We start from the raw sequence: 15,969 nt of genomic DNA, 5'->3' as shown, positions 1-15,969 counted from the left end.
AAGTCATGCTGTCGCAAGCGTCCGAACCGCAAGCCATTGCGGGCGGCGGGCTGGGCGACGCCGGGGCGGCGCCCTGGGTCGCCAGGCTCGACAGGTTCCTGGGGCATCTGATCGAAATTCCCGTCGCCCTGCTGGTGCTGGCGGAAGTCGTCATATTGTTCTCGGGCATCTTCGCCCGCTACGTGCTCAACACCCCGCTCATCTGGTCCGACGAGCTGGCCTCCCTGCTGTTCCTGTGGCTGGCCATGCTCGGGGCGGCCGTGGCGTTCCGCCGCGGCGAACATATGCGCATGACCGCGCTGGTCAGCAAGGCCTCGCCGCGCACACGCGCCTTCCTGGAAGTCTTCGCCGTCACGGCGGCGCTGGCCTTCGTGCTGCTGACTCTGGGCCCCAGCCTGCACGCCACCCACGAAGAAGCCGTCATCACCACGCCGGCCATGGGCATCAGCCAGGCATGGCGCACCGCCGCCCTGCCGGTCGGGCTGGCCTTCATGGCCGCCTTCGCGCTGCTGCGCCTGTACAAGGCGGGCAACTGGCGCCCGGTGGCGGCCTCGCTGCTGCTGATCGTCGTGATCGGCGCGGTGCTGTATTTGCTCACCCCCACCTTCGAAGACCTGGGCAACTACAACCTGCTGATCTTCTTCGTCGGGCTGGTGGCGCTGGGCGTGTTCGCCGGCGTGCCGATCGCGTTCTCGTTCGGCCTGGCCACCTATGCCTACCTGGCGCTCAGCACCACGGTGCCGGTGTCCATACTGGTCAACCGCATGAACGAAGGCATGTCGCACCTGATCCTGCTGGCCGTGCCGCTGTTCGTGTTCCTGGGCCTGCTGATCGAAATGACCGGCATGGCGCAGCGCATGGTGGCGTTTCTCGCCAGCCTGCTGGGCCACGTGCGCGGCGGCCTGTCCTATGTGCTGATCGGCGCCATGTACCTGGTGTCGGGAATCTCGGGTGCCAAGGCGGCCGACATGGCGGCCATTGCGCCGGTGCTGTTTCCCGAAATGAAAAAGCGCGGCGCCGACGAGGGCGAGCTCATTGCTCTGCTGTCGGCCGCGGGCGCGCAGACCGAGACCATCCCCCCCAGCCTGGTGCTCATCACCATAGGCTCGGTCACCAGCGTGTCGATCACGGCCCTGTTCACCGGCGGCCTGCTGCCCGGCGCGGTGCTCGGGGTGATGCTGTGCCTGGTGGTCTGGTGGCGCAACCGCCACGAGAACCTCGACGACGTGCCGCGCGCCCGCAAGTCCGAGATTTTCAAGGGCTTCATCGTGGCGCTGCCGGCGCTGGCGCTGCCCTTCGTGATCCGCACCGCCGTGGTCGAAGGCGTGGCCACCGCCACCGAAGTCTCTACCATAGGCATCGTCTATTCCTGCCTGATCGGCATCCTGGTCTACCGGCGCTTCGACCTGCGCCGCCTCTACCCGATGCTGATCGAGACCGCGTCGCTGTCGGGCGCCATCCTGCTGATCATAGGCGCGGCCACCGGCATGGCCTGGGCCCTGACGCAATCGGGCTTTTCCAGCGACCTGGCCGATTTCATGGGCTCGCTGCCCGGCGGCGGCGCCACTTTCCTGTGCGTGTCCATCGTCGCCTTCGTGATCCTGGGCAGCGTGCTCGAAGGCATTCCCGCCATCGTGCTGCTCGGGCCGCTGCTGTTCCCGATCGCACAAGAAGTCGGCGTCAACGAAGTGCACTACGCCATGGTGGCGGTGCTGGCCATGGGCATAGGGCTTTTCGCGCCGCCCTTCGGCGTGGGCTACTACGCGGCCTGCGCCATCGGCCGGGTGACGCCCGACAAGGGCATCAAGCCCATCATCGGCTACCTGTGCTCCATCGGCGTAGGCCTGATCATCGTCGCGGCGGTGCCCTGGCTGTCCACGGGCTTCCTGAAGTAGCGCGGGCGTCCCGCAATACCCGGTATGCCGGGGCGGAAATCCGCCGCACGAATCTCCGGCCCCGGACACCCGCTATTCGTTCTTTTCCGGAAGGGCCTCACGGCCCTTTCTTTTCCTATACATACCCATATCGCGGACACAATCCGGATCGAAAGGCAGCATCATGAGCGAAAAACGACTGGAAGGCCGGGTGGCCCTGGTCTTCGGCGCCGGCTCCGTCGGAGAAGGCTGGGGCAACGGCAAGGCCGCCGCGGTCGCCTATGCACGCGAGGGAGCGCGCGTGGTGGCGGTGGACATGAACAAGGCTGCGGCCGAAGAAACCCGCGACATCATCCGCGCCGAGGGCGGGCGCTGCGAGGCGCTGGCCGCCGACGCGACGGATTCCGCGCAGGTCGCCGAAGTGGTGGCCGCGGCCCTGGCCGGCGACCAGCGCATCGACATCCTGCACAACAACGTGGGCATGGCGAAGATGGGCTCGGTCACCGAACTGAGCGAGGCCGACTGGGACCTGGCGCTGGCGGTCAACCTGAAGAGCGCCTTTCTGACCAGCAAGCACGCGCTGCCCTCGATGCTCGAGCGCAAGAGCGGCTGCATCATCAATATTTCCAGCCTGGCCGCCATCCGCTACACCGGCTACCCCTATCCCGCCTACTACGCCGGCAAGGGCGGCCTGAACCAGTTCACGGTGGGGCTGGCGCTGCAATATGCCGGCAGCGGCATACGGGTCAATGCCATCATGCCCGGCTACATCGACACGCCGCTCATCTACAAGGACATCTCCGGACAGTACGGCAGCAAAGAAGAAATGGTCGCCCAGCGCAACGCCCTGTGCCCCATGGGCCACATGGGCACGGCCTGGGACATCGCCCGCGCGGCGGTATTCCTGGCCTCGGACGACGCCGCCTACATCACCGGGGTATGCCTGCCGGTGGACGGCGGGGTGCACATGGCGTCGCGCTGAACGCGCTCACAGGCCAGCCCTGCGCGGCGGAGCTCGTCGCGATGCTCTAATAGATGACCCATGTCGTCAGACCGTGAGCAAGCCCTTTGCTTCGATGAACCTGACGATTTGATCCAGCCCCGCCTTGGACTTCATGTCGCTCATGACATAAGGACGGGAGCCGCGCATGCGCCGAGTGTCTTCTTCCATGATCTGCAGCGAAGCGCCCACCAGCGGAGCCAGGTCGGTCTTGTTGATGATCAGCAAGTCGCTCTTGGTGATGCCGGGACCGCCCTTGCGCGGGATCTTTTCGCCGCCGGCCACGTCGATCACATAAAGGGTGAGGTCGGACAGCTCGGGGCTGAAGGTGGCGGCCAGGTTGTCGCCGCCGGATTCGATGAAGACAATGTCGGCGCCGGGGAATTTCTCCAGCATGACCTCGACCGCGTGCAGGTTGATGGAAGCGTCTTCGCGGATGGCGGTGTGCGGACAGCCGCCGGTCTCCACGCCCATGATGCGCTCGGGCGGCAGGGCGCCGGCGACGGTCAGAATGCGCTGGTCTTCCTTGGTGTAGATGTCGTTGGTAATGACGACCAGTTCGTACCGGTCGCGCATGGCCTTGCACAGCATTTCGAGCAGCGTGGTCTTGCCCGAGCCGACAGGGCCGCCGATGCCGACGCGCAGGGGAGGGTTCTTTCCCGAAGGGCGCGGTGTGGGAGAGAGGAGCGTGTGTGCTTGCATGATGAGAGAATGCCTCGTTGATGGGATGCGCCGTTCGGTTACCCGTTCGTTCGCTTGTCCATTCGTCCGTTTGTCGATCGAATCAGGAGCGGAAAAGGCGCGAGTATTGAGTTTCGTGCCGGGATGACAGGATGCCCAGCATGGGGGCGAAGGTCTGGATGTCGTCGTCGATGCAATCGAGCGCGCGCCGGGCGGCTTGGGCCACGGCATTGCGCAGGCCGTACAGGATGCGCTGCCCGGCCACCTGGCCCAGAGGAATGGCCTTGAGCGCGGCGCAGACCTGGTTTTCCAGCCAGGCGTAAAGCCAGGCGGTCAGCGCGTGGGGTTCGTCGATGCTCAAGGCCGTGGCGGCATAGGCATACGCAGTCGGCAGCGCAATGGGCTTGATGCCGGCCAGTTGGGTACGCAAATCCGGCTCGCCCCATTCCAGCTCCCGGGCCAGTCGGGCGAGCGACCCGCCCATCTGCTCGGTTTCCAGGCGAAGTTCGCAAGACTCGCGCCAGGCCAGCAGGGTGTCGTTGTGGCGGTGTACGGCGGCCATGTCGCTTTCGTTCCAGGCCCGGCACAGCCTTAGCAGCAGTACTGCTTCGCCGCCGGCGAGCAGGTCCAGCCCCGCGGCGATCCAGCACCGGGCGCTGTCAGCGTCGGAGACCAGGCCTGTCTCGATCGCGGCTTCCAGTGCTTGCGAATAGCTGAAGGCCCCGATGGGCAAGGCGGGCGAGGCCAGTTGCAGCAGCGCAGCCAGATCTGGCAAGGCCAGGCTGTCGAGGGAAGCGTCGGGACGGGATGCCATCAATGCTCGTGTCCGTGCCGATGGCCATGGTCATGGCCGTGACTATGGGAGTGACTATGGGAGTGACTATGGGAGTGACTATGGGAGTGACCGTGGGCGTGGTCGTGGGCGTGGGCGTGGTCGTGGCTGCGGTCATGTCCATGCCGATGCGCATATGCCTCCTGCGCCAGCGCATGATCTTCAGCAAAAGTCGCGTCGTGTCCATGCCTGTGCCCGCCGCCGTATGCGCCCGCCTCGGGATCGAAGGCAGCCTGGGCCTCGGCTACCTGCACGCCCAGCCTCAAAAGCATGTCGCGCAGAACCGGGTCCCATTCGAGCTGCAGGGCGTCGGCCTCGATCTGCACGGGCGTATGGCGGTTGCCCAAATGGTAGGCGGCCCGCATCAGCAAAAGCGGATCGGCGCAGATGACCCGCATTACCGGCTGCAAGGCCGCGGCCACCCGCACCAGCGTGCCGTCGGTGGCCACCAGCATGGCGCCGTGCCGCAGGATCGTTCCGCGCGGCAGGAACAGCGCGGTCTCGCGTCCGTCGTCCAGCGTCGCGGCCAACCGGCTGCGGCAACGGTCTTCATAAGGCAGGGTCAACGAGGCAGCCCGCTTGCGCAAGGCCGGCGCCACGCTGCCTTCCAGGATTTTCTCGATACGAAGCATGATCTATGTATTAAAAAAAACGAAAACGCCGGCGTCAACAAGCCCTAGAACAGGAAATACCGCTGCGCCATCGGCAGCACCCTGGCCGGCTCGCAAGCCAGGACCTGCCCATCGGCCACCACCTGGTAGGTCTCGGGGTCCACTTCGATCCGAGGCATCCAGCCGTTGTGGATCATGTCTTTCTTGCCCTTGCCGCGTATGCCGCGCACAGGCACCACTCGGCGCGCCAGCCTGTACTTTTGCGCCACACCGGCATCGAACGCCGCCTGCGATACGAAGGTAATGCAGTTGCGCGTCAATCCACCGGCGCGCGCGCCGAACATCTCGCGATAGTGCACCGGCTGCGGCGTGGGAATCGATGCGTTGGGGTCGCCCATCAGCGCCATGGTGATCTGCCCCCCCTTGAGCACCAGCTCGGGCTTCACGCCGAAGAAGGCCGGATCCCACAGCACCAGGTCGGCCCATTTGCCGGGCTCTACCGATCCCACCTCGTGCGCAATGCCGTGCGTGATGGCCGGGTTGATGGTGTATTTGGCGATATAGCGCCGCGCCCGGATATTGTCGGCCAGTTCGTCGCCCGGCAGCGGGCCGCGCTGCGCCTTCATCTTGTGCGCCGTCTGCCAAGTGCGCATGATGGTCTCGCCCACGCGCCCCATGGCCTGCGAATCGGACGACATCATCGAGATTGCGCCCAGGTCGTGCAGGATGTCCTCGGCCGCGATGGTCTCGCGGCGAATGCGCGATTCGGCGAAGGCCACGTCCTCGGCGATGCCCGAATCCAGGTGATGGCACACCATCAGCATGTCCAGGTGCTCGTCCACCGTGTTCACTGTGTAGGGCCGCGTGGGGTTGGTCGACGAGGGCAGCACATTGGCGTGGCCCGCGATCTTGATGATGTCGGGCGCGTGTCCGCCGCCCGCGCCTTCGGTGTGATAGGTGTGGATAGTGCGGCCGGCGATGGCGGCAACGGTGGCTTCGATGAAGCCGCCTTCGTTGAGCGTATCGGTGTGGATGGCCACCTGTGTGTCGGTCTGGTCCGCGACGGACAGCGCGCAGTCGATCGCTGCCGGCGTCGAGCCCCAGTCCTCGTGCAGCTTCAGGCCAATGGCGCCGGCTTCGATCTGCTCGACGAGCGGCCCGGGCCGGCTGGCATTGCCCTTGCCCAGCAGGCCGATATTGATGGGCCAGCCGTCCACCGCCGCGAGCATCTGCTCGATGTGCCAGGGGCCGGGCGTGACGGTGGTGGCATTGGTGCCGGTGGCCGGGCCCGTGCCGCCGCCCAGCAGCGTGGTGATGCCGGCGGTAAGCGCTTCGTCGATGAGTTGCGGGCAGATGAAGTGCACGTGCGAATCGATGCCGCCCGCGGTCACGATCCTGCCTTCGCCGGCGATGACCTCGGTGGCCGCGCCGATGACGATGTCCACGCCCGGCTGTATGTCGGGATTGCCGGCTTTGCCGATGCGCTGGATGCGGCCGTCCTTGACGCCGATGTCGGCCTTGACGATGCCCCAATGGTCGAGGATGAGCGCGTTGGTGATGACGGTGTCGGCCACTTGCGCTGCCAGGTGCTGCGACTGGCCCATGCCGTCGCGTATGACCTTGCCACCGCCGAATTTCACTTCCTCGCCGTAGAGGGTGTAGTCGCGTTCGACCGCGATCAGCAGGTCCGTGTCGGCCAGGCGCACCCGGTCGCCCGTGGTCGGGCCGAACATTTCCGCGTAGGCGCGGCGTCCGATCTTGCTCATGAGGTTCTCCTGTCGCCACGCGATTGCGTCTCGGGGGCGGGCGCGCGGCTTTCGGGCAGCGGCGGGGCGGCCGGGTCGAGCTGCCCCATGATTCTGCCGGCGAAACCGTAGACGATGCGTCCGCCGCCCAGTTCGACGAGCTCCACCGTACGCGACTGGCCGGGCTCGAAGCGCACGGCGGTTCCAGCCGTGATGTTCAGGCGAAACCCGCGCGCGGCGGCGCGATCGAATTGCAGTGCGTCGTTGACTTCATGAAAGTGGTAGTGCGAACCCACCTGCACCGGGCGGTCGCCGGTGTTGGCGACGATGACCGTGCGCGTGGCACGGCCGGCATTCAGTTCGATCTCGCCGTCCTGCGGCAGGATTTCTCCGGGAATCATGGCGCGTTCCTTCAGCGAATGTGGTGTGAGGGACGTCCCATCTCAGGCGATGGGATGGTGGACGGTGACCAGCTTGGTCCCGTCGGGAAAGGTGGCTTCGATCTGTACGTCGGGAATCATTTCGGGCACGCCGTCCATGACGTCGTCGCGCGTGAGCAGCGTGGTGCCGTAATCCATCAGCTCGGCCACGGTGCGGCCGTCGCGCGCGCCTTCCATCAGCGCGGCGCTGATATAGGCAATGGCCTCGGGGTGATTGAGCTTCAGGCCGCGTGCCCTTCGGCGCTCGGCCAGAAGCGCGGCGGTGAAGATCAGCAGCTTGTCTTTTTCTCGCGGAGTCAGTTTCATGATGGGGCGACCGTGTGGGCGAATCGATGAATGGGGGCTGGGCCTGTCGACGTTGAAAGAAGCATCTCGCGCTGGCCTTAGGTGGCCCAGAGGCGCAGCGCCCTGCCGGGCACGCCGTGGACGAGCGGCCGCAGCCGCAGCCATAGCTGTTTGAAGAGTTTGTGCAGAGGCTCGGGTTCGCGGGCCACGCCGCGCGCCAGCAGCAGGCCGCCGGGCAGGGCGGTGGCTCCCGCGCGCAGCGTGTCGGTGAAAGGCAGGGATTCGGCCAGCGACTGCGCCAGTTCGGGCGTGCAGGCCGGACCCGCGGCCCAGAGCGTGCCGTAGGCCGGCCGGCCGTCCAGGCCTTGCGGGGCTTCGAGCATGGGGCTGGCGCTGTGCAAAGCCTGGCGCTCTTCCCAGAGCGGCCGATCGTCGGGCCCGATGATGCGGGTCAGCGTGCACAGGCCGGCGTCGTTCCAGGACTCGCCGCTGGCTCGGCGGCCCAGCAGTGCGGCGTCCCAGCCCAGCGCCGTGGCGCCGGCGGCCAGGCGCAGGGTGAACCGCTGGCGCGCATGGCTGCCGTTGAAGAAGATATTGTCCTGCGGCAGCCAGTCGAGCCGGGCATCGCGCCGGACGGTGATGTCTATGGCCTGGCTTGCGGGCCGCTCGGGCAGGCCCTTGTACCATTTGGTGGCGCCGGGCGTGGTGAGCAGGGCATGGGCGCCGGATTGGACGTCGAGCGTGATGCGCAACTGGTCGCCCGCTGCCAGGCCGCCCGGCGGGTGCACGATCACGACGTGGCAGATGCCGCCGCCTTCCGGGTAGAGCGGCTTTTGCACCGTGAGCGGGCCTTCGTGGCGGCGTTCGGCCAGCACTGTGCGTTCGCCCCGCCGGGCAAACCCCATGTGCAGCCGGGCCTGCCAGCACGCATGCGCAGCGCCGCAGGCGCTACCCTGATCCGATTTCCAGTTCATCGAACCGTTTCCATCGATAGATCAATACCGAGCACAGCCAGCTCACGACGAATACGCCGACGATGGCATAGCCGATCAATCCGAAGTTGTTGTTCAAGGCGCCGATGGCGTTCCAGAACGGCCCGGCAAGCCGCAGTTGGTCCGCGAGCAATCCGAGTCCCTCGATGCCGCCGACGACGAACGCGACGAGGACCGAGATCGAGGTGATCGTGATGTTGTAGTAGAGCTTGCGGACGGGCTTGGCGAACGCCCAGCCGTAAGCGCCCAGCATCAGGATGCTGTCGGTCGTGTCGATCAGGGTCATGCCGGCGGTGAACAGCACGGGAAACACGAGGATGGACCAGATCGGCATGCCCTGGGCAGCGCCGGCGGCCGAGATGCCGAGCAGGCCGACCTCGGTCGCGGTGTCGAAGCCCAGGCCGAAGAGGAAACCGAGGAAATACATGTGCCAGCTACGCGTGACGAGCGCGAACATCGGCCGGAAGATCCGCGCGAAAACTCCCCCGCCCGCCAGCAGCATGTCGAAGTCTTCCTGGACATAGGATAGCCCGCGCCGCACGTTCCGGAATGCGGCGATCACCGTTTTCAGGACATACAAGTTCACCAGCGCGATCGCGAACAGAAAGAGCGTCGAGACCGACGTGCCGATGACGCCGCCGACGCTCTTGAAGGAATCCATGTGGCTTTTCATCGCCAGGGCGGCGATCGCGATGCCGATGGAGGCCAGGACGACGACTGTCGAATGGCCGAGCGAGAACATGAGCCCGACGGTGAGCGGGCGCTTGCCCGCCTGCATCAGCTTGCGCGTCACGTTGTCGATGGCGGCGATGTGATCGGCATCCACCGCGTGGCGCAGGCCGAACGACCAGGCGAGCAGGCTCGTGCCCATCAGCAGGGGGTAGCGGTGGAACGCGGCGAATGCCCACAGCCATGCGCCGGCGTTCGAAGCAATCAGCAGTGCATAGAGTATTCCGATCTTCTTTTTCATGTTCAGGGCGGGCCGGAAACCTTGTTGCGGGAAATGAATCACACCGAGAGAAATTTTCGTACCTCCTCGCTGCCCATGTCGGCCTGCGCGCCGCGGGCCACGACTTCGCCGCGCGACAGCACGATGAACTGATCCGCCAGTTCCCTGGCGAAATCGAAATATTGCTCGCACAGCAGAATGCCGATGTCGCCGCGCTGGCGCAGCATGTGGATCACGCGGCCTATGTCCTTGATGATGGAGGGCTGGATACCTTCGGTGGGTTCGTCCAGGATGATGAGCTTGGGTTCGGCCACCAGCGCCCGCGCGATCGCCAGTTGCTGCTGCTGGCCGCCGGACAGATCGCCGCCGCGGCGGCCCAGCATGGACTCGAGCACGGGGAACAGCTCGAAGATCTCTTTCTTGATGCGCCGCGCCTGCGCGGCCGGCTTGGCCGCCATGCCCATGGCGATGTTTTCCCCGACCGTCAGGCGCGCGAAGATTTCGCGGCCCTGGGGCACGTAGGCCATGCCCAGACGGGCGCGCTGGTGCGGAGCGAGCCTGGTTATGTCGATGCCGTCCAGCCTGACGCCGCCGCGCGCGACCGGCAGCACGCCCATCAGGCACTTGAGCAGGGTGGTCTTGCCCACGCCGTTGCGGCCCAGCAAGGCCAGGCATTCGCCGCGCGCGAGCGACAGCGAAATGCCGCGCAGCGTGTGGCTGCCGCCGTAGTATTGGTTGATGTTCTCGACGTCGAGCATGTTCGCGTTCCGTTCAGCGGCCCAGGTAGACTTCGATCACGCGCGGGTCGGACTGCACCGCGGCCATGGAGCCTTCGGCCAGCACCGAGCCCTCGTGCAGCACCGTCACCTTGCCTTGGCCCGCGATCTGCGCGACGAAATCCATGTCGTGCTCGACCACCATCAGTGAGTGCTTGCCGCGCAATTCGTTGAGCAGTTCTCCGGTGCGCTCGGTTTCAGCATCGGTCATGCCGGCCACCGGCTCGTCCAGCAGCAGCAGCCGGGGCTCCTGCATGAGCAGCATACCGATCTCCAGCCATTGTTTCTGGCCATGCGAGAGCAGCCCCGCGGGCGTGCCGGCGAGCGCACCCAGGCGGATGAGATCCAGCGTCTGCGCGATGCGGTCGAGCTGCTCGCCACCAAGGCGCGAGAAGAGCGTGGGCAACACGCGCTTGTCGGTCTTCATGGCGAGCTCGAGGTTTTCGAACACGGAGTGGTTCTCGAACACCGTGGGCCGCTGGAATTTCCGGCCTATGCCCTGGTGGGCGATCTGAGCCTCGGACAGCGAGGTGAGATCCATGGTCTGGCCGAAAAAGGCGCGGCCCGAGGCGGGGCGCGTCTTGCCGGTGATGACGTCCATCATGGTCGTCTTGCCGGCGCCGTTGGGACCGATGATGCAGCGCAGCTCGCCCACGTCTATGTCCAGCGTGAGATTGTTCAGGGCCTTGAAGCCGTCGAAGCTGACGGTGATGTCTTCCAGGTAGAGAATGACGCCGTGGACAGTGTCCAGGCCCCCGGTGCTCAGGCGCGCGCCCGTGCTCATTGCGCACCTCCCATGCCTTCCGCTCTCAGGCCTTCTGCGCTCATGCCCTCTTCGTTCATGCTGTTGCCGCGCAGGTCTTTGCCGACGATGTTTTTGTCGCCGACGCGTTTGTCATCGACGCCTTTGCTGCCGGCGCCCCTGTGGCCGATGCGTGCGCCGGCCTGGCGTACCAGGCCGACGATGCCCTGCGGCAAGAACAGCGTGGCCAGCACGAACACCAGGCCCAGCGCGTACAGCCAGTAGTCAGGGAAAGCGCTGGTGAACCAGAGCTTGAGGCCGTTGATCACGCCAGCGCCGATGATGGGGCCGATCAGCGTGCCGCGTCCGCCGGTGGCCACCCAGATCACCATCTCGATGGAATTTGACGTGGACATTTCGCTGGGGTTGATGATGCCGATCTGCGGCACGTACAGGGCACCGGCGATGCCGCACATGACAGCCGACAGCGTCCAGACGAAGAGCTTGAAGCCCAGCGGCTCATATCCCAGGAAGCGCAGCCGGTTCTCGGCATCGCGCACGCCGGTCAGTACGCGCCCCAGCTTGGACTGCGTGACCAGGCGGGCCACGATGAGCGCCAGCACCAGCATGATCAGCGTGATCCAGAAGAGCGCCGCGCGCGTGGCGGGCTGGGTGATGTCGAAACCCAGGATGCGCTTGAAATCGGTGAAGCCGTTGTTGCCGCCAAAGCCGGTCTCATTGCGGAAGAACAGCAGCATGGCGGCGTAGGTCAGCGCCTGCGTGATGATGGAGAAGTACACGCCCTTGATGCGCGAGCGGAAGGCGAAGTAGCCGAATACGAAGGCCAGCACGCCCGGCACCAGCACCACCAGCAGCATGGCGTAGAGGAAATGGTCGGTGAAGGCCCAGTACCAGGGATAGCTCTTCCAGTTCAGGAACACCATGAAGTCCGGCAGATTGCTGTGGTAGGAGCCGTCGCGGCCGATGGCGCGCATCAGGTACATGCCCTGGGCATAGCCTCCCAGGGCGAAGAACAGGCCATGGCCCAGCGACAGGATGCCGGTATAGCCCCAGGCCAGGTCCAGCGCCAGCGCGGCCATGGCATAGCACATGAAGCGCCCGCAGACCGTGATGGTGTAGTCCGAGACGTGCAGCGCCTGCCCGGCGGGGAAGAACAGATTGAGCGCCGGCAGCGCGGCCATGACGAGGACGGCGATGGCGAGCGCGGTCCAGGCCGCGGGCGGGAACAGCCGCCGGCGGTTCAGATGCGCGAGAGCGGCGGCGGTGGTCATTCCGAGCTCCGCCCGGCCGCCCGAAGAAGGCCGGAGCCCCCTTTGGGGATGAGCCCGGACATGGCACAGTCCCTGCGGGCTGTGCCATGCCTGGCGAATCCGAGCGGCTTGCAAGCCGCGAGGTGGACAGCGAGTACAACGAGCGTGGGGGTCATTCTGAACTCCGGCCCTTGGGGGCGAAGATGCCTTGCGGGCGCTTTTGTATGAACAGCACGACGAGAACGAGGATGGCGATCTTGGCCATGACGGCGCCGGAGTATGGTTCGAGGAACTTGTTGACCCAGCCCAGGCCCAGGCCGCCGACCACGGTGCCGGCCAACTGGCCGACGCCGCCCAGCACCACCACCATGAAGGAGTCGACGATGTAGTTCTGGCCCAGGGCCGGCCCCACGTTGCCCAGCTGCGACAGCGCCACGCCGCCCAGGCCGGCGATGCCCGACCCCAGGCCAAAAGCCAGCATGTCGATGCGGCCGGTAGGCACGCCCACGCAACTGGCCATGCTGCGATTCTGCGTGATGGCCCGCACGAACAGACCCAGCCGCGTGTGATTGAGCAGCAGCCAGACGAAGAACACCACCAGCAGGGCGAAGGCGACGACGACCAGGCGGTTGTAGGTGATGGTCAGGCCATCCATCAGGTTCAAGCCGCCGGACATCCAGCTCGGGTTGGCGACTTCGACATTCTGCGCGCCGAAGATCGAGCGGACGGCCTGTATGAGGATGAGGCTGATGCCCCAGGTGGCAAGCAAGGTTTCCAGCGGCCGCCCGTACAGCCAGCGGATCACCGTGCGTTCCAGCGCCATTCCCACCAGGGCCGCGACGACGAAGGCCACGGGCAGGGCGGCCACCACGTACCAGTCCATCAAGCCCGGCAGCCAGTGCTGGAAGAGGGTTTGCACGACATAGGTGGCGTAGGCGCCGATCATGAGCAGTTCGCCGTGCGCCATGTTGATGACGCCCATCAGGCCGAAGGTGATGGCCAGGCCCAGGGCGGCCAGGAGCAGCACGCTGCCCAGGCTCAGTCCGTAGAAGATGTTGCCGACCCATCCGAGCATCTCCATGTGCCGGTCGATGTGATCGAGCGCGGCGGCCGCGGCGGCGCGCACCATGGCGTCGGGTTCGGCATAGCTGCCGTCGGAACGCCGCTGGAGCAGCGCCTGCAGTATGGGCCGGAACGCAGCGTTGCCGCTTGCGCCCAGCGTGCGCGCGGCGGCGCGGCGCACGGCCGGATCCTTGGACGAGAGCTGCAGGCGCGCCTGGAGGATGCTCAGGGCCGAGCGCACGCCGGAGTCGGTTTCCTTGCGCAGGGCCTCATCCACGATGGGCAGCAGCGCCTCATTGCCGGACTGCTGCAGCAATTGGGCCGCGGCCAGCCTGTCGGCCGCCTTCGGCGCGCGCAGTTGGGCGATTGCCCGCGCATTGTCGATGGCGCCGCGCACCCGGTTGTTGATGACCAGCGTGTCCGAGCCGTCGGGCATGGGCCGGCTCGCGCCGGTCAGCGGATCCTTGCCGGTGGCGCCGTTGTCGTCGCTGATGTAGAGCTTATTGTCCGGCGTGGCGTAGACATTGTTGTTCGCCAGGGCTGCAAGCAGCTCGGCCGCGCGCGGATCAGACAGGCGGCTCAGCTTGTTTATCGCGGCGATCTTGTCGTCGCTGCTGTCGCTGGTGAGCAATGACAGCAGGGATGCGTCCAGGCCGCCGGCCTGGGCTGGCCGCGTTTGCGGCGTGGCGACGCCCGGCGTGGCGACACCAGGGGCGGCGCCGCTCGATGCCGCCGGCGCCTGGGCGCAGGCGGAAAGGGAGGCCAGGCCCAGCGTCACGCCCAGCATCGAGCTCCACAATACTTGACGCATCCGTACCAGGAAAACTGCGTTATGCATGGCCACCCTTTGCCGCTCAGGATTTCTGCTTTGCGCCGCTGGGCGCGGGGATGTATGGGCTCCAGGGTTGAGCGCGGATCAGACCCTTGCTCTTCCACACGACCTGGAACTGGCCATCGGCCTGCACTTCGCCGATGAACACGGGCTTGTGCAGGTGATGATTGGTCTCGTCCATTTCGACGGTGTAGCCGTCCGGCGCCTTGAACCGCTGGCCACCCACGGCCGGGATCACCTTGTCGACGTCGGTGGACTTGGCCTGTTCGACGGCCTGCTTCCACATGTGGATGCCGATGTAGGTGGCTTCCATCGGGTCGTTGGTGACGGTGGTCTGCCAGTTGGGCAGGTTCTTGGCCTTGGCGTAGGCCTTCCACTTCTTCACGAACTCGGCGTTGGTCGGGTTCCTGAGGGATTCGAAGTAGTTCCAGGCGGCCAATTGGCCGACCAGCGGCTTGGTGTCCACGCCGCGTAGCTCTTCCTCGCCCACCGAGAAGGCCACCACGGGAATATCGGTCGCCTTGATGCCCGAGTTGCCCAATTCCTTGTAGAAGGGCACGTTCGAGTCGCCGTTGATGGTCGAGACCACCGCGGTCTTGCCGCCCGTGGCGAATTCCTTGATCTTGGCGACGATGGTCTGGTAGTCGGAGAAGCCGAAGGGGGTGTATTCCTCGTAGATATCCTTGTCCTTTACGCCCTTGGCGTGCAGGAAGGCGCGCAGGATCTTGTTGGTGGTGCGCGGGTACACGTAGTCGGTGCCCAGCAGCACCCAGCGGCGGGCCGAGCCGCCGTCCTTGGACATCAGGTATTCCACGGCGGGAATGGCCTGCTGGTTGGGGGCTGCCCCGGTGTAGAACACGTTGTGCTCGAGCTCCTCGCCTTCGTACTGCACGGGATAGAAGAGCAAGCCGTTCAACTCCCTGAGGACGGGCAGCACCGACTTGCGCGACACCGAGGTCCAGCAGCCGAATATCACCGCCACCTTGTCCTGGCTGAGCAGCTCGCGGGCCTTGGTGGCGTAGGTGGGCCAGTCGGAAGCCGGATCGACGACCACCGGCACGATCTTCTTGCCCATCACGCCGCCTTGGGCGTTGATCTCGTCGAAGGTCATCAAAGCGAGGTTCTTGAGAACCGTTTCGGAAATAGCCATCGTGCCCGACAGCGAATGCAGGATGCCGACCTTGATGGTGTCCTCGGCGGCCATGGCCTCGGGCAGTCCGCCGGATACGGCCATCATGCTCATGGCCGCCAGTTGTTTGAGTATGAGTCTGCGTTTCATTTGCTGGATCCTTTCCATGTATGCCGGACACGCCCGGCGCGATTCCGCCCGAACAGCCTCTTGATGCGCCACCGCGCCCACTGCCAGGCCGCGGTACCGGCTGCATGGGGGTACAAAGCAAAACGCATGCCAGGTACTGCGGCGGGCCTGCGCCCCGCGCCGCGGCATACGCAGCACGGCCGGCACTGCGGGACGGCGCCAGCCCGCCACGCACTATGTAATGCATCGATCCGGACGCATCCGGCACATTATTGGTGCGCGCATGCCTCGAAATGGTGAATGGTGCGCACCTCGACTATGCAGCCGGCCGGCGCGCCGCGCGCGGCGGCTGGAAGACGGGCGATGTCGACCGCATCGAGATCAACGAGGCTTTCGCGGCCATCTCGATCGCGGTCATGCGCGAACTCGGGCTGCCGGAGGACGTCGTCAATGTCGAAGGCGGAGCCATCCGCCCACGGCTACCCGATCGGCGCCACGGGAGCGATCCTGGTCACGCGCCTGCTCCATTCCATGAAAAGGGATGGCCTCAGGCACGGCGGCGTCACGCTGTGCATCGGCGGCAGCCGGGGTATCGCCCTGGTCCTGGAGACGGTCTGAG

At 65.9% G+C, this 15,969-nt stretch carries 13 protein-coding genes and 3 pseudogenes; 3 read left to right on the top strand and 13 right to left on the bottom strand.

What is annotated here, in order from left to right; genetic code table 11:
- Positions 1-5: 5 nt before the first annotated feature.
- Together KVP10_RS05535 and KVP10_RS05530 are read left to right on the top strand one after the other, a co-directional pair.
- A complete protein-coding gene (locus KVP10_RS05535) occupies positions 6-1,895 on the top strand; it encodes a TRAP transporter large permease (RefSeq protein ID WP_217963512.1) in 1,890 nt (629 codons plus the stop codon).
- Positions 1,896-2,058: 163 nt separating this feature from the next.
- Positions 2,059-2,856, top strand: coding sequence for an SDR family NAD(P)-dependent oxidoreductase (locus KVP10_RS05530; protein WP_217963511.1), 798 nt, complete (start codon positions 2,059-2,061; stop codon positions 2,854-2,856).
- A gap of 66 nt (positions 2,857-2,922) precedes the next feature.
- Here KVP10_RS05530 and ureG read toward each other — a convergent pair whose 3' ends face one another.
- The 13 genes and pseudogenes from ureG to urtA form a co-directional block, all read right to left on the bottom strand.
- Complete coding sequence (ureG, locus tag KVP10_RS05525) at positions 2,923-3,576, bottom strand: urease accessory protein UreG (RefSeq protein WP_217963510.1); 654 nt, start codon at positions 3,574-3,576, stop codon at positions 2,923-2,925.
- An 82-nt stretch (positions 3,577-3,658) separates the two neighbouring features.
- Positions 3,659-4,336 (bottom strand): urease accessory protein UreF, encoded by a 678-nt coding sequence (locus KVP10_RS05520; protein ID WP_217963802.1) that lies wholly within the window; start codon positions 4,334-4,336, stop codon positions 3,659-3,661.
- A 32-nt stretch (positions 4,337-4,368) separates the two neighbouring features.
- Positions 4,369-5,019: an urease accessory protein UreE gene (gene ureE, locus KVP10_RS05515; protein WP_217963509.1), complete on the bottom strand. Its 651-nt coding sequence runs from the start codon at positions 5,017-5,019 to the stop codon at positions 4,369-4,371.
- Positions 5,020-5,063: 44 nt separating this feature from the next.
- Complete coding sequence (ureC, locus tag KVP10_RS05510) at positions 5,064-6,764, bottom strand: urease subunit alpha (protein WP_217963508.1); 1,701 nt, start codon at positions 6,762-6,764, stop codon at positions 5,064-5,066.
- A gap of 77 nt (positions 6,765-6,841) precedes the next feature.
- A pseudogene (locus KVP10_RS05505) lies at positions 6,842-7,144 on the bottom strand (urease subunit beta); the annotation flags it as partial.
- Between the two features lie 42 nt (positions 7,145-7,186).
- Entirely contained in the window at positions 7,187-7,489 is a 303-nt protein-coding gene (locus KVP10_RS05500; protein WP_217963505.1) for an urease subunit gamma, read from the bottom strand.
- 77 nt (positions 7,490-7,566) lie between these two features.
- Positions 7,567-8,442: an urease accessory protein UreD gene (locus tag KVP10_RS05495; protein ID WP_217963503.1), complete on the bottom strand. Its 876-nt coding sequence runs from the start codon at positions 8,440-8,442 to the stop codon at positions 7,567-7,569.
- Entirely contained in the window at positions 8,417-9,430 is a 1,014-nt protein-coding gene (locus tag KVP10_RS05490) for a HoxN/HupN/NixA family nickel/cobalt transporter (protein ID WP_217963501.1), read from the bottom strand. The genes KVP10_RS05495 and KVP10_RS05490 overlap by 26 nt, the downstream gene beginning before the upstream one ends.
- Positions 9,431-9,468: 38 nt before the next feature.
- On the bottom strand, positions 9,469-10,167 hold the full coding sequence (gene urtE / locus KVP10_RS05485) for an urea ABC transporter ATP-binding subunit UrtE (protein WP_217963499.1): 699 nt from the start codon (positions 10,165-10,167) through the stop codon (positions 9,469-9,471).
- Positions 10,168-10,180: 13 nt separating this feature from the next.
- Positions 10,181-10,969 (bottom strand): urea ABC transporter ATP-binding protein UrtD, encoded by a 789-nt coding sequence (urtD, locus tag KVP10_RS05480; protein ID WP_217963497.1) that lies wholly within the window; start codon positions 10,967-10,969, stop codon positions 10,181-10,183.
- A 161-nt stretch (positions 10,970-11,130) separates the two neighbouring features.
- Positions 11,131-12,219, bottom strand: a pseudogene (urtC, locus tag KVP10_RS05475) (urea ABC transporter permease subunit UrtC); the annotation flags it as partial.
- Between the two features lie 151 nt (positions 12,220-12,370).
- Positions 12,371-14,047 carry an urea ABC transporter permease subunit UrtB gene (gene urtB, locus KVP10_RS05470; protein WP_217963801.1) on the bottom strand — a complete coding sequence of 559 codons (1,677 nt, stop codon included), beginning with the start codon at positions 14,045-14,047 and terminating at the stop codon, positions 12,371-12,373.
- Between the two features lie 67 nt (positions 14,048-14,114).
- A complete protein-coding gene (gene urtA / locus KVP10_RS05465; protein ID WP_217963495.1) occupies positions 14,115-15,371 on the bottom strand; it encodes an urea ABC transporter substrate-binding protein in 1,257 nt (418 codons plus the stop codon).
- Positions 15,372-15,691: 320 nt separating this feature from the next.
- On the opposite strand from urtA, the pseudogene KVP10_RS05460 reads away from it, so the two are divergent.
- Positions 15,692-15,968 (top strand): annotated as a pseudogene (locus KVP10_RS05460) (acetyl-CoA C-acyltransferase); the annotation flags it as partial.
- Between the last annotated feature and the right edge of the window lies 1 nt (position 15,969).

This window comes from Candidimonas humi (assembly GCF_019166065.1).
In the GTDB taxonomy this organism is placed as follows: Bacteria; Pseudomonadota; Gammaproteobacteria; order Burkholderiales; family Burkholderiaceae_B; genus Candidimonas; species Candidimonas humi.
This window is presented reverse-complemented; position numbering and strand designations above follow the sequence as displayed.